This window comes from Roseobacter sp. (genome assembly GCF_039970775.1).
GTDB lineage: Bacteria > Pseudomonadota > Alphaproteobacteria > Rhodobacterales > Rhodobacteraceae > Roseobacter.
The window spans coordinates 62,255-87,919 of sequence record NZ_JBDVLG010000046.1 but is presented as its reverse complement, the minus strand read 5'-3'; the positions used below and the strand labels follow the sequence as shown (position 1 = coordinate 87,919).

18 protein-coding genes are annotated in these 25,665 nt (G+C 60.5%); 16 read left to right on the top strand and 2 right to left on the bottom strand.

What is annotated here, in order from left to right; all coding sequences use genetic code 11:
* Positions 1 to 2: 2 nt before the first annotated feature.
* Complete coding sequence (locus ABJH13_RS11360; protein WP_348406325.1) at positions 3 to 1,202, bottom strand: ROK family transcriptional regulator; 1,200 nt, start codon at positions 1,200 to 1,202, stop codon at positions 3 to 5.
* Between the two features lie 193 nt (positions 1,203 to 1,395).
* Here ABJH13_RS11360 and ABJH13_RS11355 point away from each other — a divergent pair, with 193 nt between their 5' ends.
* The 16 genes from ABJH13_RS11355 (at position 1,396) to ABJH13_RS11280 (ending at position 24,206) form a co-directional block, all read left to right on the top strand.
* Complete coding sequence (locus ABJH13_RS11355) at positions 1,396 to 2,418, top strand: sugar ABC transporter substrate-binding protein (protein WP_348406324.1); 1,023 nt, start codon at positions 1,396 to 1,398, stop codon at positions 2,416 to 2,418.
* Positions 2,419 to 2,555: 137 nt separating this feature from the next.
* Complete coding sequence (locus tag ABJH13_RS11350) at positions 2,556 to 3,629, top strand: ABC transporter permease (RefSeq protein WP_348406323.1); 1,074 nt, start codon at positions 2,556 to 2,558, stop codon at positions 3,627 to 3,629.
* The gene (locus tag ABJH13_RS11345; protein ID WP_348406357.1) at positions 3,629 to 4,405 is read left to right on the top strand and encodes an ATP-binding cassette domain-containing protein; all 777 of its coding nucleotides are present in this window, start codon (positions 3,629 to 3,631) and stop codon (positions 4,403 to 4,405) included. Before ABJH13_RS11350 ends, ABJH13_RS11345 begins: the two co-directional genes overlap by 1 nt.
* Entirely contained in the window at positions 4,402 to 5,037 is a 636-nt protein-coding gene (locus ABJH13_RS11340) for a nucleoside/nucleotide kinase family protein (RefSeq protein ID WP_348406322.1), read from the top strand. Before ABJH13_RS11345 ends, ABJH13_RS11340 begins: the two co-directional genes overlap by 4 nt.
* A gap of 142 nt (positions 5,038 to 5,179) precedes the next feature.
* A complete protein-coding gene (gene gap / locus ABJH13_RS11335; RefSeq protein WP_348406321.1) occupies positions 5,180 to 6,187 on the top strand; it encodes a type I glyceraldehyde-3-phosphate dehydrogenase in 1,008 nt (335 codons plus the stop codon).
* 46 nt (positions 6,188 to 6,233) lie between these two features.
* Positions 6,234 to 8,039: a phosphogluconate dehydratase gene (gene edd, locus ABJH13_RS11330; RefSeq protein WP_348406320.1), complete on the top strand. Its 1,806-nt coding sequence runs from the start codon at positions 6,234 to 6,236 to the stop codon at positions 8,037 to 8,039.
* Positions 8,040 to 8,057: 18 nt separating this feature from the next.
* Entirely contained in the window at positions 8,058 to 8,699 is a 642-nt protein-coding gene (gene eda / locus ABJH13_RS11325) for a bifunctional 4-hydroxy-2-oxoglutarate aldolase/2-dehydro-3-deoxy-phosphogluconate aldolase (RefSeq protein ID WP_348406319.1), read from the top strand.
* Positions 8,700 to 8,737: 38 nt separating this feature from the next.
* Positions 8,738 to 9,664 carry a carbohydrate kinase gene (locus tag ABJH13_RS11320; protein WP_348406318.1) on the top strand — a complete coding sequence of 309 codons (927 nt, stop codon included), beginning with the start codon at positions 8,738 to 8,740 and terminating at the stop codon, positions 9,662 to 9,664.
* A 98-nt stretch (positions 9,665 to 9,762) separates the two neighbouring features.
* A complete protein-coding gene (locus ABJH13_RS11315) occupies positions 9,763 to 12,186 on the top strand; it encodes a glycogen/starch/alpha-glucan phosphorylase (protein ID WP_348406317.1) in 2,424 nt (807 codons plus the stop codon).
* A 12-nt stretch (positions 12,187 to 12,198) separates the two neighbouring features.
* Positions 12,199 to 14,397: a 1,4-alpha-glucan branching protein GlgB gene (gene glgB, locus ABJH13_RS11310; protein ID WP_348406316.1), complete on the top strand. Its 2,199-nt coding sequence runs from the start codon at positions 12,199 to 12,201 to the stop codon at positions 14,395 to 14,397.
* Between the two features lie 36 nt (positions 14,398 to 14,433).
* On the top strand, positions 14,434 to 15,693 hold the full coding sequence (gene glgC, locus ABJH13_RS11305; RefSeq protein ID WP_348406315.1) for a glucose-1-phosphate adenylyltransferase: 1,260 nt from the start codon (positions 14,434 to 14,436) through the stop codon (positions 15,691 to 15,693).
* 1 nt (position 15,694) lies between these two features.
* Positions 15,695 to 17,149 (top strand): glycogen synthase GlgA, encoded by a 1,455-nt coding sequence (glgA, locus tag ABJH13_RS11300; protein ID WP_348406314.1) that lies wholly within the window; start codon positions 15,695 to 15,697, stop codon positions 17,147 to 17,149.
* A gap of 5 nt (positions 17,150 to 17,154) precedes the next feature.
* Positions 17,155 to 19,245, top strand: a complete 2,091-nt coding sequence (gene glgX, locus ABJH13_RS11295) for a glycogen debranching protein GlgX (protein ID WP_348406313.1) — start codon at positions 17,155 to 17,157, stop codon at positions 19,243 to 19,245.
* Complete coding sequence (gene malQ, locus ABJH13_RS11290) at positions 19,242 to 21,227, top strand: 4-alpha-glucanotransferase (protein WP_348406312.1); 1,986 nt, start codon at positions 19,242 to 19,244, stop codon at positions 21,225 to 21,227. The genes glgX and malQ overlap by 4 nt, the downstream gene beginning before the upstream one ends.
* Positions 21,228 to 21,238: 11 nt before the next feature.
* On the top strand, positions 21,239 to 22,870 hold the full coding sequence (locus tag ABJH13_RS11285) for an alpha-D-glucose phosphate-specific phosphoglucomutase (protein WP_348406311.1): 1,632 nt from the start codon (positions 21,239 to 21,241) through the stop codon (positions 22,868 to 22,870).
* Positions 22,871 to 22,892: 22 nt separating this feature from the next.
* The gene (locus ABJH13_RS11280) at positions 22,893 to 24,206 is read left to right on the top strand and encodes a cytochrome-c peroxidase (RefSeq protein WP_348406310.1); all 1,314 of its coding nucleotides are present in this window, start codon (positions 22,893 to 22,895) and stop codon (positions 24,204 to 24,206) included.
* Here the strand turns inward: ABJH13_RS11280 and ABJH13_RS11275 are convergent.
* Complete coding sequence (locus ABJH13_RS11275) at positions 24,203 to 25,651, bottom strand: CRTAC1 family protein (protein ID WP_348406309.1); 1,449 nt, start codon at positions 25,649 to 25,651, stop codon at positions 24,203 to 24,205. The two genes, ABJH13_RS11280 and ABJH13_RS11275, sit on opposite strands and share 4 nt — an antisense overlap.
* Positions 25,652 to 25,665: the final 14 nt, after the last annotated feature.

The window sequence follows — 25,665 nt, the reverse complement described above, 5'->3', positions numbered from 1 at the left end:
TGTCAGATCGACGACAACCCGGCATTGGTGTTCAGGAAAAATTGTGAAAAAATCGGCCCACTGGCGGCCCCGATGGCGCGCGCGTTGCCGCCGATATCGCCGGCCTCGATGCGCGGGGTCAGCAGGCCGCGGGTGTCTTGCGTGACCAGATAGCGGCGCACCCGTTCGACCAATGCCGCGCGTACGGGCTGTGGGAAGGCGCCATCAACCAAGATGGCCTCAAAATCGATGACCGAACAGACAGACAGGGCCGCTTTGGCCAATTCCTGCGCGGTTTCACCGATCCATGGATCGACATAACGTTTTAGCGCAGACCAGTCCTGCGGCATCCGCCACAACATTTCGGGGTCGATCCCGGCCTCGACCAGTCGCGTCTCGAGCAGGTGCAACGAGGCGACGTCAACCAACTGACGGCTTTCGCCCAAAGGTCCCGTGCTGCGCAGCGAGCCCAACGCGCCTGCATTGCCCTGATTGCCCTCAAACACGGTATGGTTCAGCACGACACCACCGCCAATGAACGAGCCGATGTAGAAATACGCATAGTCGCGGTATTCCTTGCCCAATCCGTACAGATGTTCGGCCCGGCAGGCGGCTGTTGCGTCATTGTAGGGGAAAATCGGCAGGGCGCTGAACTGCGCGACTTCTTGGGCAAAATCGATATCTTTCCACGCGCTAAAGTCTTGCATCGAATTGCGCGCAAGACTGTCCCATTTCCACAGCTCAAACGGCGAGGCGACGCCGATCCCGCAGAGCCGGCTTTGTTGTGCTGCGGTCATGTCGTTCATCAAGGTATCGATGCCATCGGCCAAAAACCCAAACACGACCTCGGGGGTGGGCGCGGTATAGGCCAGATGCAATTGGCGGATCACCTGACCCTTGAAGTTCAACAGCAATAATTCCGCGCTGCGACGTCCGATTTTCATCCCAAATGCAAAGACACCTGTGGCCGATAAATCCATGGGGATAGAGGGCTTTCCGACCTTTCCGCGCTGTGGTTCCCCGCGCATCAACAGCCCGTCTTTTTCGAGTTTGCGCAAGATCACAGACACGGTTTGTGGCGACAGCCCCGCCATACGCGCAAGGTCGCTGCCGGGCAGGGGGCCGTGCCGCATGAACATCGATAGCAGCAGGCGCTCGTTATAATTGCGCACGCCGCGCTGGTTCACACCAATGCTGAGGCCTTTGACCTTATCGCCATCCATGGGATCGCATATCCCCCCTAGTTCTTTGCATATTTTGACGCCCGTCAATTAATAAATCAAGTTTATTTATTTATTGACAGCCCCTTGTAAATGATGTGTCTTGACGGTGTCCTACCGGGGGAGAAGTCGGCAGGGCATGGGCGCGCATTCCGCGCCTCAAGAGATGAAACAAACGTTTCTTTGGGAGGAAACCATGAAGAAATTACTCGCCAGCACGATCCTTGGTCTCAGCACTTTGGGTGCGACCAGCGGTGTGGCCCTTGCGGATGATGTCACCGCGTGCCTAATTACAAAAACCGACACGAACCCGTTTTTCGTCAAGATGAAAGAGGGCGCCGAGGCCAAAGCCGCTGAATTGGGCATGACGCTGAAGGCGTTTGCGGGCAAGGTTGACGGCGACCATGAAACCCAAGTGCAGGCGATTGAGACCTGCATTTTGGATGGCGCGTCGGGCATTTTGATCACTGCCTCTGATACGTCTTCGATTGTCTCTGCGGTGACGCAGGCGCGTGAGGCTGGGTTGCTGGTGATCGCATTGGATACGCCGCTAGATCCGATTGACGCAGCAGATGCGACCTTTGCGACAGACAACTACAAGGCCGGTGTCTTGATCGGTGAATGGGCGCGGGCGCAATTGGGCGACGCGGCAGATAACGCGAAAATCGCGACACTGGATCTGAACGTTAGTCAGCCAACAGTCGACGTGCTGCGCAATCAGGGCTTCCTTGAAGGCTTTGGTGTCGATCTGGCCGACCCGTCTGTGATCGGCGACGAAAACGATGCGCGTTTGGTGGGCAGTGATGTCACCGACGGCAACGAAGAAGGCGGTCGCCGTGCCATGGAAAACCTATTGGCCAAAGACCCATCTATCAACGTGGTACACACCATCAACGAACCGGCCGCTGCAGGGGCCTACGAGGCGCTCAAGGCGATCGGGCGTGAAAATGAGGTGCTGATTGTGTCGGTTGATGGCGGTTGCCCCGGTGTGCAAAACGTCGCGGATGGCGTGATCGGTGCGACGTCTCAGCAATACCCGTTGTCGATGGCGGCTCTGGGCGTCGAGGCGATCAAAACCTGGGCCGAGGATGGCGTGAAGCCAGAGCCAACGCCCGGCAAAGCGTTCTTTGACACCGGTGTTGCACTGGTCACGGATGCGCCTGCAGATGGGGTTGAATCGATCTCGGTATCCGAGGGCAAAGAGCTCTGCTGGGGCTAAAACCCACATCATAGCCAGTGGCGCGCGGCACTACGCGCGTCACACGCAGGCCGGTCGTTGGGGTGATGATCCGGCCCAATCCACAAATCTACGTCAAGACGGATCGATATGACCCGCATGCAGGGAGAGGGAGAGCTGTGTCAGACGCATCTGGGCAATCTCAAGACTACGAGGCAGAGCTGTCAAAGCGACAAGAGACCGTCGCCGAGTTCGAAAACACCCATCGCGGGATAATCGGAACGGTGCAGCACCTGCTGCACATCAACCCGTCGCTGGTGCCGCTGATCGTGCTGATCGCGTCGATTGTGATATTCGGCATCCTGCTGGGGACGAAATTCTTTTCGCCCTTCGCGCTGACGCTGATCTTGCAACAGGTGCAAATCGTGGGGATCGTCGCGGCCGCCCAAAGCCTTGTTATCCTGACCGCCGGGATCGACCTCAGCGTCGGGGCGATCATGGTGATGTCGTCGGTGGTGATGGGGCAATTTACCTTTCGTTATGGCATTCCGGTCGAAATTTCGGTGGCGTGCGGGCTGCTGTGCGGCACGCTGATCGGGTTTCTGAACGGCTGGCTGGTGGCACGGGCCAAACTGCCGCCCTTTATCGTGACGCTGGGCATGTGGCAGATCGTGCTGGCTACGAATTTCCTGTATTCCGCCAATGAAACCATCCGGTCGCAAGACATCGAGGCCAACGCGCCTTTGCTGCAACTCTTTGGCAATACCATCCAATTGGGCGGCGCGCGGCTGACCTTTGGCGTGGTCTTTATGCTGGTGCTGGTTTTCGTGCTGTCCTATGCGCTCAAACATACGGCGTGGGGGCGGCATGTCTATGCGGTGGGCGACGACCCAGAAGCCGCAGAACTGTCAGGCGTGAACGTCAAGCGCACGCTGATCTCTGTTTATGCGCTGGCCGGGTTGATCTGTGCCTTCGCGGGGTGGGCCCTGATCGGGCGGATCGGGTCGGTGTCGCCAACATCGGGGCAATTGGCCAATATCGAAAGCATTACGGCCGTGGTGATCGGTGGTATTTCCCTCTTCGGGGGGCGCGGGTCGATCATGGGCACGTTGTTTGGTGCGCTGATCGTGGGTGTGTTTACGTTGGGGCTGCGCCTGATGGGGGCGGATGCCCAATGGACCTATCTGTTGATCGGTGTGCTGATCATCGGCGCGGTTGGTGTGGATCAATGGATCAGAAAGGTATCGGTCTGATGGAACCTATTCTCAAGGGCCGCAATCTGGTCAAACGCTACGGCAAGGTCACCGCGTTGGACCACTGCGATTTTGATCTGATGCCCGGTGAAATTTTGGCGGTGATCGGCGACAATGGCGCGGGTAAATCATCGTTGATCAAGGCCGTGTCGGGGGCTGTTATCCCAGATGAAGGCGAGGTGTTTCTAGAAGGGCGCAAGGTGCAGTTTACCTCGCCCATCGACGCACGCCACGAAGGCATCGAGACCGTCTACCAGACGTTGGCCATGTCACCCGCACTGTCGATTGCCGATAACATGTTTATGGGGCGCGAAATTCGCAAACCGGGGTTTCGTGGCACATGGTTGCGCCAGTTGGACCGCGCCGAAATGGAACGCATTGCCCGTGACAAACTGACCGAACTGGGCCTGATGACGATCCAAAACATCAATCAAGCGGTGGAAACCCTCTCAGGGGGGCAACGCCAGGGGGTCGCTGTGGCGCGGGCTGCGGCGTTTGGGTCCAAGGTGATCATTCTGGATGAACCGACAGCAGCGTTGGGCGTTAAAGAATCGCGCCGGGTGTTGGAATTGATCATGGATGTGAAATCGCGCGGCATTCCGATTATCCTGATCAGCCACAACATGCCGCATGTGTTTGAGGTCGCAGACCGCATTCACGTGCACCGGTTGGGCAAGCGTCTATGTGTGATTGACCCCAAGGATTACACCATGTCCGATGCGGTGGCCTTTATGACCGGCGCCAAAGAACCGCCCGTGGCAGGGGCCGCCGCGTGACGCACCCACTGGGGCCACTGGCTGCGCGCATCATGGCCGCACCGCGCAAATCCAAGCGGCGGCTGGTGGCCTTGGCCGGGCCGCCGGGCAGCGGCAAATCCACCCTCGCCGAGGCCTTGGCCGGGGCATTGCGCGAGGCCGGGTGCACGCCCCAAGTCGTGCCAATGGATGGGTTCCACCTAGACAACCGGATCCTGACAGGGTTGGGGCTGCTGGACCGAAAAGGCGCACCTGACACCTTTGATGTCGCGGGGTTTGCGCGGTTGATGGCGGCTTTGGGCGACCAGACGCCTGTGTATTACCCGGTTTTTGACCGCACCCGCGATATCGCGATCGCCGGGGCAGGGACGTTGGATGCGCATTGCGATACGGTCATCGTCGAAGGCAACTATCTGCTGCTGGATGCGCCCGGATGGGCGGATTTATCTGCGGGTTGGGACATCAGTGTGCGGCTTGACGTGCCCATAGATATCTTGCGTCAACGGCTGGTGGATCGTTGGTTGCACGAAGGGCTGGCACCTGCTGCAGCCCTTGCGCGTGCCGAAGGCAACGACCTGAAAAATGCGCGTTTGGTTCAGGAACAGTCGGTGCTGGCGGATGTGGTTTTTGACGCAACGGCCCCGTATATCTAAGAAAAAGCTGATTTATGCGACAATGCGAACTATGATGCCAAAAATCGGCCATTGATGTTTGTTCGGAAATGTGGTCGTTAGCGCTAACAAGCGTGAATACCGCCAGACTGGCCTCTGGCACCAATAGTTCCGGAGGAATAAAATGTCTCATACAGTTGCAATCAACGGTTTTGGTCGCATTGGGCGGGGTGTGTTGCGCGCCCTAATCGAAAATAAGGTCTCTGATGTCGAAGTGACAGCCATCAACGACCTGTCTTCACCCGAAACTTTGGCGCACCTGCTGAAATACGACAGTGTGCATGGCCGTTTGGATGCAGATGTATCCGTGTCGGGCGACGCCTTGGTTGTGAACGGCAAGTCCATCGCCGTCACCGCGATCCGCAATCCTGCCGAACTGCCATGGGATGGCGTCGATGTGGCAATGGAATGCACCGGCCTGTTCACCGCGCGTGAAAAAGCCGCCCAGCATCTGGAAAACGGATCGCGCCGCGTGTTGATTTCTGCACCGGGTGCAGGCGCTGACCGCACGGTTGTGTTTGGCGTGAACGACAAAGACATGACCAAAGACGACATCGTTATTTCCAACGCGTCCTGCACCACGAACTGCTTGGCCCCGGTGGCCTATGTTCTGGACAAGGCGTTTGGCATCAAAACCGGCTACATGACCACGATCCACGCCTACACAGGCGACCAGCCGTCACACGATGCGCCGCACAAAGATCTGTATCGTGGGCGCGCCGCCGCTGTGTCGATGATCCCGACATCAACCGGTGCGGCCAAGGCGATCTCGCTGGTGTTGCCGCATTTGGAAGGGCGCCTCGAAGGGTCCGCGGTGCGTGTGCCAACGCCGAACGTGTCGTTGGTTGATCTGGTGTTCACACCCGAAAAACCAGCCACCAAAGAGGCGATCAACGCCGCCATCAAAGCCGCAGCCGAAGGCGAGCTGAAGGGCGTGTTGGCCTACGAGACAGACCCAACCGTGTCGATCGACTATAATCACGATGCCCATTCATCAAGCTTTGCAGCGCCGCAAACCAGCGTCACAAAAGACGGTCTTGTGCGTGTGGTCAGCTGGTATGACAACGAATGGGGGTTCGCCAACCGGATGATCGACACAGGTCGCCGCTTGGCCGAACTGTCGAAAACCTGACGCTGCGCGCGGGTGTTTTAACGTCCAGGGACCAGAAGGAACCGAGATGCATCTGAACGATACTATTGCCCGCGTCACCGACCGGATCATCACCCGCAGTGCAGGGCCGCGAGGCGAATACCTTGCGCGCATGCGTGCGGCGCGTCTAAAGGGCCCCGCGCGCGGGCATCTCAGCTGTAGCGGGCAGGCGCATGCCTTTGCAGGGGCCGGTCCGGATCAATCCGCGCTGGCCACGCAGCAGGCGCCCAACCTGGGGATCGTGACGACCTACAACGATATGTTGTCGGCGCATCAACCCTTTGAGCGCTACCCTAATCTGATCCGCGAAGCCGCACGTGAGGTGGGCGCGACCGCTCAGGTCGCAGGCGGTGTGCCGGCGATGTGCGATGGTGTCACCCAAGGTGAGCCGGGCATGGAACTCAGCCTGTTTTCACGGGATCTTATCGCGATGGCCACGGGCATCGCGATGACGCACAATACCTTTGATGCGGCGGTGTATCTGGGTGTGTGCGACAAAATCGTGCCGGGTTTGATCATTGCGGCGCATACATTCGGCCACATCCCGACGGTGTTTTTGCCCGCCGGGCCGATGTCATCAGGCCTGTCGAACGAAGAAAAATCGCAGGTTCGGCAGAAATTCGCCGCAGGCGAAGTGGGCCGCGACGAACTGATGCAGGCCGAGATGGGCGCCTATCATGGCCCCGGCACCTGCACGTTTTACGGCACCGCCAACACCAACCAGATGCTGATGGAATTCATGGGCATGCATTTGCCCGGTACCAGCTTTGTGCAACCCAACAGTGGGTTGCGCGATGCACTGACCAAGGCGGGCGCACAACGCGCGCTGGCGCATTCTGATCTGGGCGACGACTATCTGCCGGTCTGCGATGTTCTGGACGAAAAAGCCTATGTGAACGGCATCATCGGGTTGAATGCCACGGGCGGGTCCACAAACCTGCTTATTCACTTGGTTGCGATGGCGCGGGCGGGTGGTATCATATTGGATTGGCAGGATTTCTCGGACCTGTCCGAGGTCACGCCGTTGCTGGCACGGGTCTATCCAAACGGTCTGGCAGATGTAAACCATTTCCATGCGGCGGGTGGTTTGGGTTACATGATCCGCGAACTGCTGGGCGCGGGGCTGCTACACGCAGACACCAAAACCGTCGGCGGTGGCGGGCTGGATGCCTACACCCAAGAACCCAAGCTCAAAGGCGAGACGCTGAGCTGGGAAGAGGGCACCTCTCATAGCTTAAACTACCGAATTCTGCGTACCGTGGCGGACCCGTTCCAACCGACAGGCGGGCTTAAACGGCTCAACGGGTCGCTGGGGAATGCGGTGATGAAGGTGTCTGCGGTCAAGCCCGAACATCAGGTTGTCGAGGCTCCGGTACGGGTGTTCAACGACCAAGAAGAAGTCAAAGCGGCCTGTAAAGCGCGTGAAATCACCCAAGACACTGTGGTTGTGGTGCGGTTTCAGGGGCCCAAAGCCAACGGCATGCCTGAATTACACAGCCTGACGCCGCTGTTGAAAAACCTGCAAGGGCGGGGGATCAATGTGGCGCTGGTCACCGATGGCCGGATGTCGGGCGCGTCGGGGTCTGTGCCCGCTGCGATCCACGTCAGCCCCGAAGCACTGGACGGCGGTGCCATTGCCAAACTACAAGACGGTGACGTGCTGCGTGTGGATGCGGTGACCGGCGAATTGGATATCAAAACCCCCGGTGTGTTGGATCGCGAAGCGGTGCGCATCAATCTGGGGGCCAATGAATACGGCCTGGGCCGCGAATTATTCGCGCAGTTCCGGCGGTCCGTTGGCACGGCAGACACCGGCGCCAGCGTATTTTTTTGACGAAGGAAGGATGACTTTATGACCCCGCAAGAGGCCAGCGCACGCGCGCGTGAAATTTGCACCCGTGCGCCGATTGTACCGGTGCTTGTCGTCAAAGACGCCGCACACGCGCGCCCTTTGGCCGAGGCCTTGGTGGCCGGTGGGTTGCCTGCGCTTGAAGTCACATTGCGCACGCCCGCCGCGTTAGAGGTGATCGCAGAGATGGCCAAAGTGCCGGGCGGCATTGTGGGGGCTGGTACGTTGGTCACGCCGCAAGACGTCAAAAACGCCAAGGCTGCGGGTGCAATGTTCGGTGTGTCGCCCGGTGCGACAGACGTGTTGCTGGACGCCTGTGAGGCCGAAGATCTGCCGTTGCTGGCGGGGGCTGCGACGGCCTCAGAGGCTATGCGGTTGTTTGAACGTGGCTATGACGTGCTCAAATTTTTCCCCGCCGAAGCGTCGGGTGGTGTGCCTGCGCTCAAGGCGATCGGCGCGCCATTGCCGCAGATTTCGTTTTGCCCGACCGGCGGTGTCAGCCCCGGCAACGCGCAAAGCTACTTGGACCTGCCCAATGTGTTGTGTGCTGGCGGCAGCTGGGTGGCGCCATCGGATCTGGTGGTCAAAGGAGACTGGGCCGGGATCGAAGCATTGGCGCGCGATGCGGCCAAACTAACGGCCTGACCCCGGTAGGGGCGGCATAAAACATCGGGAGTGGGGCGATGATTATTTGTTGCGGCGAAGCGCTGATCGACATGATCCCAACGGCGGCCCAAGACGGGCGGCCCTGTTTTGCGCCCCATGCCGGCGGGGCGGTGTTCAACACTGCCATCGCTTTGGGGCGGCTTGGGCAGAAAACTGGGTTCGTCACGGGCCTGTCGGATGATCTGTTTGGTGTGCAGCTGTCGCGCGCCCTCGAAGACAGCAACGTGGATTGCAGCCATGTGATCCGGTCGCATTTGCCCACGACTTTGGCCTTTGTAGAACTGACCAACGGGCAGGCGCGCTATACGTTTTATGACGAAAACACCGCCGGGCGCAGCCTGACACCTGACAGCCTACCGGACCTGCCAGATAGCGCGCAGGCGCTGTATTTTGGTGGGATCAGCCTGATCAGCGAACCCTGCGCCGATTTCTACGCGGCCCTCGCCGAGCGTGAAACCGCGACACGGTTGATCGTGCTGGACCCCAACATCCGCGCGACCTTTATCCGCGACGAGGCCCGGTACCGCGCGCGATTGGACCGGATGATCGCGGTGTCGGACATTGTGAAAGTGTCGGACGAAGATCTGGATTGGATCATACCGGGCGCGGGCGGCCTTGAAGACAAGGCGCGCACTATGCTGGCTGCGGGTCCGCATGCGGTGATCGTCACGCGCGGTGCCGATGGGGCATCGGGCGTTTTCGCAAAGGGCCCGATGATCGATGTGCCCGCGCAACGGGTCGAGATCGTCGATACCGTCGGGGCGGGCGATACGTTTAATTCTGGCGTGCTGGCGCAATTGGCGCAAGATGGGCTGCTGTCCAAGGACGCGGTGTCACAAATCGGGCCAGAGGCATTGGGCCGCGCGTTGGCGCTTGGAGCGCGGGTTGCTGCGGTGACCGTGTCGCGTGCGGGGGCCAACCCGCCTTGGGCCAACGAACTGTAACTGCGGCTGGTTGATGTCTGTGCGGCACAACCGGCGCGATGGATGAACTGGACCTTACCGTGCTCCGACACGGTGACACCAAGATGAAAAGAGCGATGATGTCTGACATGACGATCCCCCCTGTTTCGCCCCAAGATTTCAGCGCGCACATTCTGCGCCACCTCAAACAATCGCAAGGCAAAGATGCCAGTGACGCATCGACCTATGATTGGCGCATGTCGCTGTCATTGGCGCTGCGTGATCAGGTTGTTAACCCGTGGCTGGAAAGCACCCGCAAAGCCCAAGCCGTTAAAGGCAAACGTGTTTACTACCTGTCGATGGAATTTCTGATCGGGCGTTTGATCGAAGACGTGGCCGTCAATCTGCGCCTTGATGAGGTCGCCGAGACGGCATTGACAGATTTGGGTCAGGATTACGCAACCATCGTGGCCAGTGAACCGGATGCGGCACTGGGCAATGGCGGGTTGGGCCGGTTGGCGGCGTGTTTCATGGACTCGCTATCCACGTTGGGCATCCCGGCCTACGGTTACGGTATCCGCTATGAGCACGGGTTGTTTGAGCAACATTTCGAAGATGGTGCCCAGATGGAAACCGCCGAAACATGGCTCGCGCAGCGCCACGCGTGGGAATTCGAACGTCCCGAGGTCTCCTACCCGATCAATTTCGGCGGTGACATCCGTGACACCGACGGCAAACCCGTGTGGCACCCGGCCGAAACCGTCATGGCAGCGGCCTATGACACGCCGGTTGTGGGCTGGCAGGGCACGTGGGCAAACACCTTGCGGCTGTGGGCGGCCAAACCGGTAACGGCCTTTGATCTGGCCAGCTTTAACCGTGGCGATTACATGGGCGCCAGCGCCCCCGAGGCCTTGGCCCGCACGATCAGCCGCGTGCTTTATCCCGATGACACCACCGAGATCGGCAAGGAACTGCGGCTCAAGCAAGAGTATTTCTTTACCTCGGCGTCGCTGCAAGATTTGCTGCACCGGTTCCTCAGCGAAGGGGGCGACCTGACGCAATTGGCCGACCACGTCGCGATCCAGCTCAACGACACGCACCCCGCGATTGCGGGCCCCGAACTGGTGCGGCTGTTGGCGGATGATCATGGCATTGAGGTCGCGCAAGCCATCAGCATCGCGCGCGGGTGCCTGGCCTACACCAACCACACATTGCTGCCCGAAGCGTTGGAGCGTTGGTCTGAGGACCTTTTCATCCGGGTGTTGCCACGCCACCACCGGATTATCGAACTGATCGAGGCGGCGCATCTGGCCGAAACCAACAGCGACGTGCGGATCCTCGAGCACGGCGAGGTCAAAATGGGCGAACTGGCCTTTGTCATGGCCCACCACGTCAATGGCGTGTCGGCGTTGCATTCTGATCTGGTCAAGGAAACCGTCTTTGCCGACCTCAACCGTGACTATCCCGGCCGGATCATCAACCAAACCAACGGGATCACCCCGCGTCGGTGGCTGTATTCGTGCAACCCGGCGCTGCGCGGGCTGATCAACGACACCATCGGCACCAGCTGGCCTGCGGATCTGCAACAGCTCGACGCGCTGAGCGGTCACGTGGATGACGCCGCGTTTCTTGAACGGTTTCAGGACGCAAAAACCACCAATAAGGCACGTCTGTCCAACTGGTTGAAGGCGCGCGATGGGGTGTCGCTGGACCCATCCGCGATGTTCGACGTACAGATCAAACGGCTGCATGAATACAAGCGCCAGCTGATGAACCTGCTCGAAACGGTTGCCCTGTGGAACGACATCCGCGACAATCCGAACGGCAATTGGACCCCGCGCGTCAAGATATTCGGCGGCAAGGCGGCCCCCGGTTATGTGGTGGCCAAAGAGATCATTCACCTGATCAACGATGCCGCCAAATTGATCAACGCCGACCCTGTCACGCGCGACTATCTGCAGATCGTCTACCCCGAAAATTACAACGTCTCGATGGCCGAATTGCTGATCCCGGCGGCGGATTTGTCAGAACAGATCTCGACAGCGGGCAAAGAGGCATCCGGCACCGGCAACATGAAATTTGCCCTGAACGGCGCGCCCACCATCGGCACATTGGATGGGGCGAACGTGGAAATCCGCGACTGCGTTGGCGCCGAGAATTTCTTTTTGTTTGGTTTGACGGCATCAGAGGTGACAGCCCGCCGCGCCGAACCCAACTATGCACGCCGCGCCATCGAGGCCAGCCCGCGGTTGGCCCGTGTGTTGCACCAAATCGAAAGCGGCGTGTTTTCGCCGTCTGACAAAGGCCGGTATGCGGGGTTGGTCCAAGGCTTGATGGATCACGATTATTTCCTCGTGACCTGCGATTTTGACAGCTATTTTGACACGCAACGTGTGGTGGACAAAGCCTTTGCTGACCCCGCAGGTTGGACCCGGATGGCGGCGTTGAACACGGCGCGCGTGGGGTGGTTTTCGTCTGATCGCACAATTGCGGGCTATGCGCGCGATATTTGGGGGGCGTCTCGCTTGACCGGGGCGGGTGCTGCGCGCAAGGATGTCGCCTAGGGGGATTGTGATTTGGAATTGGACGCACAGGATATAGATGCAATTGTCGCAGGCCGACACGGAGATCCGTTTTCTGTGTTGGGCCTGCATAAGATCGCAGACAAATGGACTGTGCGGGCCTATGTTCCGGGGGCGGATAGCATCGAGGTGCTCGACCCCAAGACCAAGCGGCGTATCGTGACGCTCGCGCCCGTAGGTGACACCGATGGGGCGTTTGAGGGCCGGGCAACCCGCCGCAAGAACCGGTTTGCCTATCATCTCAAGATCACCCGCGACGGGCACAGTTGGATCACCGATGATCCCTACCGCTTTGGGCCTGTTATGGGCGAATGGGATGAATATCTGCTGGGCGAAGGCACGCACCGGCAGTTGTGGAAAGTTCTGGGCGCGCACCCTTGTGATCATGAGGGCGTCTCGGGTACCCATTTCGCCGTTTGGGCGCCGAACGCCGCGCGGGTATCGGTGGTCGGAGATTTCAACACGTGGGACGGGCGGCGCACGCTGTTGCGCAAGCGCGGCCAGACCGGCGTGTGGGAGGTATTCGTCCCCGCAATCGGCCCCGCCGAGGTCTATAAATTCGAAATTCTGGGCGCTGATGGCCAGCTGTTGCCGCAAAAGGCCGACCCGGTTGGGTTTGGCGCCGAACACCCGCCGCGCACGGGGTCGGTGGTACGCGATATCACCACGCATCAGTGGCAAGATGCGGGCTGGATGACCAAACGCGCCGCAGCACAGCGGTTTGATCAACCTATGTCGATCTACGAGGTGCATCTTGGGTCGTGGCGCCGGGTGCCCGAAGACGGCAACCGCCCGCTCAGCTATCTGGAACATGCCGACCAATTGATCAGCTACGTCAAAGATCTGGGCTTTACCCATATCGAACTGATGCCCATTTCCGAATTTCCCTTTGATGGGTCTTGGGGCTACCAACCTGTGGGGCTTTTTGCGCCTACGATCCGGCATGGCACGCCGGGTGAATTCCGCGCGTTTATCGAGGCCGCGCACAAAACTGGGATCGGCGTGATCTTGGATTGGGTGCCCGGGCATTTCCCCGAAGACGCGCACGGGTTGGCGAAATTCGACGGCACGGCGCTTTATGAACACGCCGACCCCAAGGAGGGCTTTCACCCCGATTGGAACACGATGGTGTTCAACTATGGCCGGGTCGAGGTGTCGAACTACCTGATCGCGAACGCGCTCTATTGGTTGCAAGAACACCACATTGACGGGCTGCGCGTGGATGCGGTCGCGTCGATGCTGTACCGCGATTACAGCCGTAAAGACGGCGAATGGATCCCCAACAAAGACGGCGGCCGCGAAAACCTTGAGGCCATCGCGTTTTTGCAAAAGATGAACGTGGCGGCCTATGGCGAGGTCGACGGCATCATGACGGTGGCCGAAGAATCCACCGCCTTTCCGGGGGTCAGCGCGCCCACCGATGGGGGCGGTTTGGGCTTTGGGTTCAAGTGGAACATGGGCTGGATGAACGACACCCTCAGCTACATGGCCGAGGACCCGATTAACCGCAAATACCACCATTCCAAGATGACATTCGGGCTGCATTACGCGTTTTCGGAAAATTTCATCCTGCCGCTGAGCCACGATGAGGTGGTGCATGGCAAAGGGTCGTTGCTGGATAAAATGCCCGGCACAGGGCCGGATAAATTCGCCAACCTGCGGGCCTATTATGGGTTTATGTGGGGGCATCCGGGCAAAAAGCTGCTGTTTATGGGCTGTGAATTTGCCCAAGGCGCAGAATGGAACCACGACAGCAGTCTGGACTGGCATTTGCTGGGGTATGACCCGCACAAGGGCATGCAGCGGCTGGTGGGCGATCTTAACCGGCTCTACCGGGATCAACCGGCGCTTTATACGCAAGATACCAAGCCCGAGGGGTTTGAGTGGATTGAGGAAACCAACGGCGAGGAATCCATTTTTGCTTGGGTCCGTCACGGGACCGACGGCGCGGCGCCTATGTTGGTGGTGTGCAACCTGACGCCGGTGGCGCGCACGGGCCGCCGCATCGGTGTGCCGGAACAAGGCCGCTGGGTTGAGCGTTTGAATACCAACGCAGATGTCTACGGTGGGGACGGCCAAGGCAATATGGGCGGTGTCGACAGCGAACAGGTGGCCGCATCGGGCAGAGCGGTGTCTATTTGCCTGACGCTGCCGCCGCTCACCACGCTCTTTTTTGAGCTGGAGCGCAGCTAAACGTACAAAAACACGACTTTGGGGGGAGATCAAAGCATGGACAGAGAAACACACCGATTGGCACAACAGACCATGGCCTTTGTGCTGGCGGGGGGGCGCGGCAGCAGGCTGTATGAACTGACCGACCGGCGGGCGAAACCGGCGATGTATTTTGGCGGCAAAAGCCGGATTATCGATTTTCCGCTGTCCAATGCGGTAAATTCCGGCATCCGGCGTATTGGCGTGGCCACACAATACAAGGCGCATTCGCTGATCCGACACCTGCAACGCGGGTGGAGCTTTTTTCGCGCTGAACGCAATGAATCGCTTGATATTTTGCCAGCATCGCAGCAGCTGAACAATGAAAATTGGTACAAAGGTACCGCGGATGCTGTCGCCCAAAACCAAGAGATCATCGAAGGCTACGGGCCCAAATATATCGTGATCCTTGCGGGCGACCACATCTACAAACAAGATTACTCCCTGATGATCCGCCACCACGTGGAAAGCGGCGCCGATGTGACCGTGGGCTGCATCGAAGTGCCCCGCATGGAGGCGACAGGTTTTGGTGTGATGAAGGTCGACACCGAAGACCGCATTCTGGATTTCGTTGAAAAGCCCGCCGACCCACCCGCAATGCCGGGAGACCCAAACCAGGCGCTGGCCAGCATGGGCATCTATGTGTTCGCGACGGAATATTTGTTCAAAATTCTGGCGGAATGCGCGGCTGAACCAGGGTATGGGCATGATTTCGGCGGTGATATCATCCCCCGGATCGTGCGGGACGGCAAAGCGATCGCGCACCCGTTTAGCCGGTCTTGTGTGCGTTCAGGCATCGAGAAAAAAGCCTATTGGCGTGACGTGGGCACGGTGGATGCCTTTTGGCAGGCCAATGTGGATCTGACGGACTTCACCCCAGAGCTGGATCTTTTTGACAATGAATGGCCCATCTGGACCTATTCGGAACTGACAGCCCCCGCCAAATTCATCCACAACGAAGACGGTAGGCGCGGGCATGCGGTGTCGTCGATGGTGTCGGGGGGGTGTATTATTTCGGGGTCTAGTCTGGATCAATGTCTGCTGTTTACTGGCGTGCGTACCCATTCGTTTTCGCAACTGAATGGCGTTGTCGCGCTGCCCTATGTGCAGATCCACCGCAATGCGCAACTTACGAATGTTGTGGTTGATCGGGGCGTTACGATCCCCCAAGGTCTGGTGGTGGGCGAAGACCCCATCGAAGATGCCCGGCGGTTCCGCCGAACGGACCAAGGCACCTGCCTGATCACCCAACCCATGATCGATAAATTGGATCTATGACGTGAAACTGCTGTGTGTGGCCTCAGAATGCGCGCCCTTTGTCAAAACGGGCGGGCTGGCGGATGTGGTGGGCGCGTTGCCCAAGGCGTTGGCGACGTTGGGGGTGGCCTCGCGGGTGATGCTGCCCGCGTACCCTGCATTGGCAGATATTGTTGCCACGGGCCAAGAGGTCTGGCGGCAACGGGCCCTGCATGGGGGTCCTGTGCGGTTGGTGGCCTGTCAGGCCGAGGGCATTGATTTGCTGTTGCTGGACGCGCCGCATCTTTATGATCGGCCGGGTACGATTTATCTGGGCACCGATGGCCGCGATTGGCCCGACAACGGGGTGCGGTTCGCCGCGCTGTCCTATGTCGCGGCCGAGGTCGCGATGGGGGCGCTGGACGGTTGGCGCCCTGATGTCGTGCATGCCCATGACTGGCAAGCGGGGCTGGTGCCGGCCTATCTGCACCAACGCGATGCACCCACGCCGCCCTGTGTGATGACCGTCCATAATATCGCGTTTCAGGGGCTGTTTGACCCGGCGCTGATGACGACTTTGGGCGTGTCATCGACGCTATATACCCCTGATGGTATTGAATATTTCGGCCACATCGGGTTTCTGAAGGCCGGGCTGGTCTATGCTGATAAAATCACCACTGTCAGCCCAAGCTATGCGCGCGAATTGATGCAGCCCGAATTTGGCATGGGTCTAGAAGGGCTCTTGCGTGCGCGCAGTTCGGACTTGGTTGGCATTCTCAACGGCATTGATCTCGACGCGTGGAACCCTGAAACCGACCCCGCCCTTGAGGCGGGTTATACCGTCAAACGTCTCAAATCTAAGGCGATCAACCGCGCCGCTTTGATAAAACGCTTTGGTCTCGCGCCGGACCAGCGGGGGCCGTTGTTTTGTGTCATCAGCCGCCTAACGACGCAAAAGGGGCTTGATCTGTTGCTCGACGCCTTGCCCGCGTTGGTGGCGCGGGGGGCGCAGTTGGCGGTTCTGGGCAGCGGGGACAAAGACCTCGAGGCGGGGTTTGTTGCGGCCGCCCACCGCTATCCCGGTGCGATTGGGGTGATCATTGGCTACGACGAACCGCTGTCGCATTTGATGCAGGGGGGTAGTGATGCCATCGTGATCCCATCGCGGTTTGAACCCTGCGGGCTGACGCAACTCTATGGGTTGCGCTATGGCACGGTGCCGGTGGTGGCGCGCACGGGTGGTCTGGCCGATACGGTGATTGATGCCAACGAGGCCGCGCGCAGTGCAAAATGCGCCACGGGCGTGCAATTTGCCCCGGTCACCGCAAGCGCCTTGGAACAGGCGATCCACCGGGCCTGCGATATCTACGCGCAACCCACCGAATGGGCAGGGCTGGTCCGGCGGGGCATGCGGCATGGCGTGGGGTGGGATGTCTCTGCGCAGGCATATGGTGATATCTACGCGGCAGTTTGCGACGCACGTGTAACGCAGGACTGACCTCAATGGCTTATGCAATATCTTCGGGCAGCCCGGTTAAAATCGGGGCGCATTTTGACGGCGAAGGCACTAATTTCGCAGTGTTTTCCGCCAATGCGACCAAAATCGAACTCTGTCTGTTCAGCCCCGATGGTAACCGTGAAACCACCCGTCTGACCTTGCCCGAACGGACCGGCGATATCTGGCACGGGCATGTGGATGGGCTGGTGCCCGGTGCGCTTTATGGCTACCGCGCCCATGGCAGCTATGCGCCCGAACAGGGGCACCGGTTTAACCCCCACAAGCTGTTGCTTGATCCCTACACCCGCGAAATGCGCGGTGCGTGGCGCAACACCACGGCGACCTTGGGGTACGACCAATCCTCCAGCGCGCAGGATCTGTCGTTTGACACCCGGTGTTCGGCGGCGTTTGTGCCCAAATCGGTGGTGTCTGACCCTGCGCTGTTTGGCGATACGTCGCAGCCCATCTTGACCCCGTGGGACGAAACGTTGATCTACGAGACCCACGTAAAGGGCCTGACCCAGTTGCACCCGGATGTGCCCGAGGCCCTGCGCGGCACTTACGAAGGTCTGGCGTCGGATGCGGTGATAGATCACTTGCACCGGATGGGGGTCACGGCCATTGAACTCTTGCCCACGCATGGGTTTATCAACGACGGATTTTTACTTGAAAAAGGTCTGACAAACTACTGGGGTTACAACACAATTGGTTTTTTCGCGCCCGAACCACGGTATTTTGGGCCTGCCGGTCTGGTGGGGTTCCGCCAGATGGTACGCCGGTTCCACGACGCGAGTATCGAGGTGTTTTTGGATGTGGTCTATAACCACACCGCCGAAGGCGACCACCGCGGCCCGACCCTGTCGTTTCGGGGGCTTGATAACGCCTCATACTACCGCCTGATCAACGGCCAGCCGCGCTATTACGTGAACGACACGGGCACCGGTAACACGGTCAATGTGTCTCATCCGCAAGTGCTGCGGTTGGTGATGGATTCCCTGCGGTTCTGGGTGGAATGCATGGGCATTGATGGCTTTCGGTTTGATCTGGCCACGACCGTGGCGCGCGAAGATCATGGGTTTGACCCGCGCGGTGGCTTTCTGGATGCGCTGCGCCAAGATCCGGTGCTGGCCGGGGTCAAAATGATCGCAGAGCCGTGGGATATCGGGCCCGGTGGCTACCGTTTGGGGCAGTTCCCGCCCAAGTTCGGCGAATGGAACGATGCCTATCGCGACACGGTGCGCAGGTTCTGGCGGGGCGATGCACATAGCGCGCAGGATCTGGGTGCGCGGTTGATGGGATCCGCCGGCGAATTTGACCGCGGCGGCCGTAGAGCGTGGTCATCGGTGAATTTTCTGGCCTCGCACGATGGGTTCACCTTGGCCGATATCACCCGCTATTCTGATCGCCACAATCACGCCAACGGCGAAGATAACCGCGATGGTCACAACGCCAACTATTCCGATAACCTTGGCGTCGAAGGCCCAACTGACGACCCCGCAATCAAGACACGGCGCAAACAACGTCAACGTAACATGCTGGCCACGCTGTTTTTATCCCAAGGCACGCCGATGATGCTGGCGGGCGATGAAATCGGGCATTCGCAGGGCGGCAACAACAACGCCTACTGTCAGGACAATGCAACCACTTGGCTGGACTGGGCGCAGGCCGACGAAGACCTGCTGGCGTTTGTGGCGGAATTGGCGGGCTTGCGCCGGGCGCATCCGGCCTTGCGCCAATCGCGGTTTTTGCATGCGGCGCGGCGCCCGTCTGACGGGTTGCCTGATGTGGAATGGTCTGATTTCGACGGTCACGCCCTGAATTGGCGCGATCCCGGCCTGTCGAGCCTCTGCGTGACGTTGCGCGGATCCGCCGAAGCGCCCGCCGTCGCCCAAACCGATGACGTGGCGTTTGTGGTGTTCAACCGCGCCGAAACCGCCGCACAGGTTGTTGTCCCTGCTGCGCCCGAGGGCCGGATGTGGGTCTGTGCGCTGGATACGATGCAAACGGTGCGCGGGGCTGTCCCGGTTGACCGCATTGATGTGTCCGGGCCGTCGGTTTTGGTGTTGGTCCTGGCGGATGAGACGGGCACGCAATGACAGCGCAGGCCAATCTGACCGCGCTCGCCCAGCTGTGTGGTATCTTTGATCGCTTTGTTGATTTGGATGGCGTCACCCGTCCCACCAACCCCGACACTTACCGCGCGCTGTTGCGGGCCAATGGGCTGGCGGTCGGGACCGAAGCCGAGGTTCGTGATACATTAGAACACCTGCGCGCAGGGCAACAGGCGCGGATCATTCCACCAGAACTGGTGATGACATGCGACGTCCCTTACACGCTGCCCTGTCCGTTCGCGGCAGAGTGGTACGTGGTGCTGGAAGGGCAAACGGTAGTGTTTGCCGAAGGCCACGCGCGCGACGATATTCACCTACCAGCACTGCCCATGGGCGTGCACACCTTATCTGTCCGGCAGGGCGCATCGGATGCGACTTGTGTGGTGATCTGCGCGCCCGCCCGCACGCCGATGTTACCCGACGTGGCCGGGGTGCCGCGCGTGTGGGGCGTGGTTGCGGGGCTTTACGGGGTGCAGTTTGACCGCAACGCAGGTTTGGGTGATTTCGAAGATCTGGCGCGATTGGCCGAGATATTCGGCCCGCAGGGGGCTGCGTTTTTGGGGATCAACCCGGTGCATGCGCTTGGCTGGGCTGCGGGGGATGTGATCAGCCCGTATTCGCCGACCCACCGCGGGTTTTTGAACACGCAACATATTGCAATGGCATCAGATCACGCACCCGCCGCCGGCGATCTGATCGATTATGCGCATCATAACACGCACCACCGCGCGGCATTGCAGGCGGCGTATCAGAGGTTCCAAGACCACGCCGCGCAGGCTGACCACGCGGCGTTGGCGCGCTTTACCCAAGAGGGCGGCACCGCGTTGCAGGATTTCGCGCGTTTCGAAAGCCTTAGCGTTGATTTGGGGCAGGATTGGCGGATGTGGCCCGCAGATCTGCGCACGCCTGATTTGGCGCGACAGGGTGCACTGCCAGACGGCGCGGGGTTTCATATTTGGTTGCAATGGATGGCCGATACGCAGCTAGAGCAGGCCCAGCGTCGCGCCTGCGAGAGCGGGATGGCGTTGGGGTTGTATCTGGATCTGGCCGTGGGCGCGCGGCTGGACGGCGCCGAGGCATGGGGTGCGGGCGATACATTGGCCGCCGGTGTGGCGTTGGGGGCGCCGCCCGATCATCTCAGCCCGGCGGGGCAAAACTGGCAATTGGCCGCCTATGCGCCGCTTCAGTTGGCGGCGGCGCAATACGCGCCCCTACGGCAGGTGTTGCGGGCCGCGATGCGTCATTGTGGGGTGTTGCGGATTGATCATGCGCTGGGGATGAATCGCAGCTATTGGATTCCCGAAGATGGCAGCCCGGGCGGGTATATCCGCCAACCGTTTCAATCGCTTATGGCGATTATCACACTAGAGGCGCACCGGGCAGGGACCTTGATCGTGGGCGAAGACCTTGGACTGGTGCCCGACGGGTTTCGCGACACCATGGCGGCCAAGGGGTTCTATGGCTACACGGTGTTGCAATATGAAAAGACCCCCAAGGGGACATTCCGCGATCCGCAAACCGTACGGCCCCAGTCACTGGCGTGCTTTGGCACCCATGACACCCCCACAATCGCGGGGTTTTGGGCGGGCGAAGACATCGGATGGTGGCACAAACTGGGTTGGATCGATGACGCCAGTCGCACCAAGGCCACACAGCAGCGAGACGACGAAAAAGCAGATCTGTTGGGCACCACTGTCGCGGATCTCGCACGTCATGATGCGGCAGATTTACGCGATACCGCGCACCGCACTCTGGGCGAAGGTCCGGCGGCCCTTGCGGCCGTTCAATTGGATGATATCCTAGGTGTGAAAGCCGCCCAAAACCTACCCGGTACCATCGACGCGCACCCCAATTGGCGGCGAAAAACTCCTGTACCCTTAGATGAAATGACCGACACCCCCGAGATCGCCAAAACCGCCCGCATCATGTCGCAGGCCGGACGCGGCGGACCGAAAACAGATATTTGAAAGGCACGCATATGACCATCCAGACGATTTCAAAAGGACCGTTCGAGGGCCAGAAACCCGGCACCTCTGGGCTGCGTAAAAAGACCCGCGTCTTTATGGAGCCGGGGTACCTGGAGTGCTTTGTGCAGGCCACGTTTAACGCCATTGGCGGCGCGGCAGATAAGACCTTTGTTATCGGCGGTGACGGGCGGTTTTTTAACCGTGAGGCGATCCAGATCATGTTGCGGATGGCGGCGGCCAACGGGGCCACCAAAGCGATCGTTGGGCAAAACGGCCTGCTGTCGACGCCTGCGGTGTCGCATCTGATCCGCTTGCGCGAGACGGATGGGGGCTTTGTGCTGTCGGCCAGCCATAACCCCGGCGGCATCGATCAGGATTTTGGGCTCAAATACAACGTCTGTAACGGCGGGCCTGCGCCCGAACACATCACCGACGCGATGTTTGAGCAGACCCAAGCCATCACCCAATACACCACATTAGACACCCCGGACCTGGATCTGACGGCCTGTGGCGCCGCGCAGCTGGGCGGCATGACCGTCGAGATCATTGACCCGGTCGAGGATTATCAAGCGTTGATGGCGCAGCTGTTTGATTTCGATAAAATCCGCGCCATGATCGCCGGTGGGTTCCGCATTCGGTTTGATGCGATGCACGCGGTCACGGGTCCCTACGCCACGGCCATTTTGGAAGGCGCGCTTGGCGCACCTGTGGGCACAGTAATCAACGCGGTGCCGTCCGAAGATTTCGGCGGCGGGCACCCTGATCCAAACCCGGTGTGGGCCAAAACCCTGATGGACGAGATGATGTCCGACGCGGCGCCTGATTTTGGCGCAGCCTCTGATGGGGACGGTGACCGCAACATGATCGTGGGACGCGGGCGCTATGTCACGCCGTCCGACAGCCTTGCGGTGTTGGCAGCCAATGCGCAATTGGCGCCGGGGTACGCGCGTGGCTTGGCGGGGGTTGCGCGGTCTATGCCGACTAGCGGCGCCAGCGATAAGGTGGCCGAACGCTTGGGCATCGGATCGTTTGAAACCCCGACGGGCTGGAAGTTTTTCGGCAACCTGCTGGATGCGGGCAAGGCGACGTTATGCGGTGAAGAAAGTGCGGGCACCGGGTCGGACCACGTGCGCGAAAAGGACGGCCTTTGGGCGGTGTTGTTGTGGCTGAACATTCTGGCAGAACGCGGCCAATCGGTGGCCGATATCTTGACCGACCATTGGGCGACTTACGGGCGCAACTATTATTCGCGCCATGACTACGAAGCCGTCCCAACCGAGGCCGCCAACATCTTGATGCAAGGGGTGCGTGACGGGTTGAACGCATTACCCGGCACACAGGTCGCAGGCCTTGGCGTGACGGCGGCGGACGAATTTTCTTATCACGATCCGGTGGATGGATCAGTGAGCCACAACCAAGGTCTGCGCATCTGGTTTGAAGGCGAAGCGCGCGCGGTGTTGCGCCTGTCGGGCACGGGCACTGAAGGGGCCACTTTGCGGGTCTATCTGGAACAATACGCGGCATCTGGCGCGGATCACACCCTGCATCCAGATGTGGCGTTGCAACAGGTCCGTGATGCTGTGGTCGAGATCACAAAGATGCAGGCCTTGATCGGTCGTACCGACCCTGACGTGAAGACCTAAGACCACCCACAACGGGGATGCCATGAGACTTCAACGATATATCTGCGCCGTTGCGGTGGCGCTTGCAGGCGCGGGGGCGGGCGTGGCGCAAACGCCCGTGGCCGATAGCGATTATATGCCTGTTGATGCGGCACAGGTGCAGTTGGGGCAGATGTTGTTCTACGATCCCATCCTGTCGGGCAATCGCAATATTTCATGTGCGACCTGCCACCACCCGAAATTTGCGACCGCCGATGGTGTGGCGCTGTCGCTGGGCGAGGGGGGTATTGGGCTTGGCCCCGCGCGCCGTGCCGACCCCGAAAACATGCCCGAACAGCGCATTCCGCGCAACGCGCCCGCGCTGTTCAATCTGGGGGCCTATGAATTCACGCGCATGTTCCATGATGGCCGGATAGAGGTCGACAGGGACAAACCGGGCGGGTTGCGCACCCCCATGGGCGCCGAGATGACGCAGGGTTTTGCCAACCTGCTGTCGGCGCAGACCATGTTCCCGGTGCTGAGCGCCGATGAAATGGCCGGGCATTACAGCGAAAACGACGTGTCGCAGGCGGTCCGGCAGGGGCGTATCACGGGGCCGGGGGGCGCGTGGGATTTGCTGGCGCAACGGGTGGTGCAGACGCCGGCGTACCAGCCGCTGATCGCACAGGCATTTGGGGATGCCGCGACGCTTAGCTTTACCGATATCTCGGATGCGATTGCCGCGTTTGTCGCGTTTGAATGGCGCTCTGACGGAAGCCTGTACGATGCGCATCTGCGCGGGCAGGCGGCTTTGCCTGCGCAGGCGGTCTTGGGCAAAACCTTGTTTTACGGGGCGGCGGGCTGCGGCACGTGCCACGCAGGCGCGTTCCAAACCGATCACGCCTTTCACGCCATGGGGGTCGCGCAGTTTGGGCCGGGCAAGGGCGCGCGGTTCGAAAGCCACGCCCGCGACACGGGCCGTATGCGGGTGACGGGGCGGGCGCAAGATGCCTATGCGTTTCGCACGCCGTCCCTGCGTAATGTGGCGCAGACCGGGCCATATGGGCACACCGGCAGCCATGCGGATCTGACGGGTTTCATCACTGACCATCTTTCCCCTCGGACGGCGCTCGACAGGTTCGAGCCCGCATCCGTGGCCCTGCCAGATCTTGCCGATGTCGACGACTGGCAACATATAAATGACCCGGTGGAACAAGACGCCTTGCGCGCCGTGATCACGAGGCCTGCGGTGTCATTGCCCGCCGCCGATATCGCAGCCTTGGTCGCGTTTCTGGAAACGCTCAGCGACCCAACCGCGTTGCGCGGGCGCATGGGCGTGCCCGACGCCGTGCCCAGCGGCCTGCCCATCGACCGTTAGGGGCGCAGCGTCACGCGTTGCCCTGCGTTGATGCCGTTGTGGCGGGTTTCCTGCCCATCGGGCCAGTGCACAACGATATCCGCCGCATCTGCCGCCCCCAGCCCAAAATGCAACGGCCCGGCCTGACCGCCCGCATGGCCACCCCCAACCGTGACCTCTTGGGTCTGGGTGACGCCGCCCGCGGTCAATGTCACACGGGCCCCAACGGCGCGGGTGTTGGGCCCATCCAGTCGCAGATCGATGGCAAGCCACTGCCCGGTGCCTTGGGTGATGTTGCGGTATAGCTCCATCGGCGCGCGCCGGTTCACCACCACCAGATCAAGCCGCCCGTCGCCATCCAGATCTGCCAGTGCCGCGCCGCGCGACCTCTCTACCGTGGCCACCCCCGCCGCAACGGACGCCTCATAGAAGGTGCCATCGGGGCGCTGGACCAATAGGCTGTTTGGGTCTTCCATGGCGAGGCCGGGCATTTGGTCCACATTGCCCTTGGCGATGAATAAATCGGGGCGCGCGTCGTTGTTTACATCGCCAAATTCTGCGTGCCAGCCGGTGGATGGGCGGCCGTCGTCGCCCAGATGCGGCCGTTGCGCATAGGTGCCCAACCCATAGGGGGCACGGCTGTAGCTGCCGTCAGGTTGGGCGATCTGCATCAGCTGGTCGCCCATCGACGTTAGCATGACCTCGGCGCGGCCATCGCCAGTGATGTCACGGCTGGCGATCCCCATACCCCACAGACGCAAGGTGTTCCAACCGTCCTCAGGGCCTAAAAACCGTTGCGCGTCAAGGTCGTACATCTGTTCGGAGCCCGCACGCACGTAGTAATGGCGGTCGTTGGACAGGCGCAGCCGTTTGGCGCCGCTGGCGTCTTGGGCAAAGAGCACCGACAAAGCGCAAAACCCCGGCGACAGATCGCGCGCGGCAAATGCATCGCCCGTCCAGTGGTGCAGGCTGTTGTCGTCGCAGGCCTCAAACGGGCCGTTGGGGTCGTCGCGGTCCACGTAGTTGCCGATGGCCATGACGGGGGCATCCCCCTGCCATGTTGCCGAAAACGCGGTGGACCATCGGGCGCCGCCGTCAAACCCAAACGCGGCGTTTGCGGGGGTGAAACCACAGGCTCCATCCCCGCGCAGCAGTTGGTTTTCGCCCACCCGCAGCAGCATTACATCTAGGTGGCCATCGCCATCCACATCCAGCGGGTAGGCCCCGGTGGTGGCGTCGAAGTCGGGCAGGGGCGCGGTGGCGAATTGCATACCGCCTTGGTTGACCATCAGATGCGCCGGGCGCGTGCCGCCTGCCGCCAACAGGTCAGGCAGGGCGTCGCCGTTGCAATCAAACACCGCCACGCCGCCGCCCACGAAATGGTCCCACCCGCCGGTGTAGCTGTGGGCGGGCAGGGTGTGCGACAGGTTCTCAAATACCACATCGGCGGTGGCCGTTTGGGCCATCAGACAGAACACCA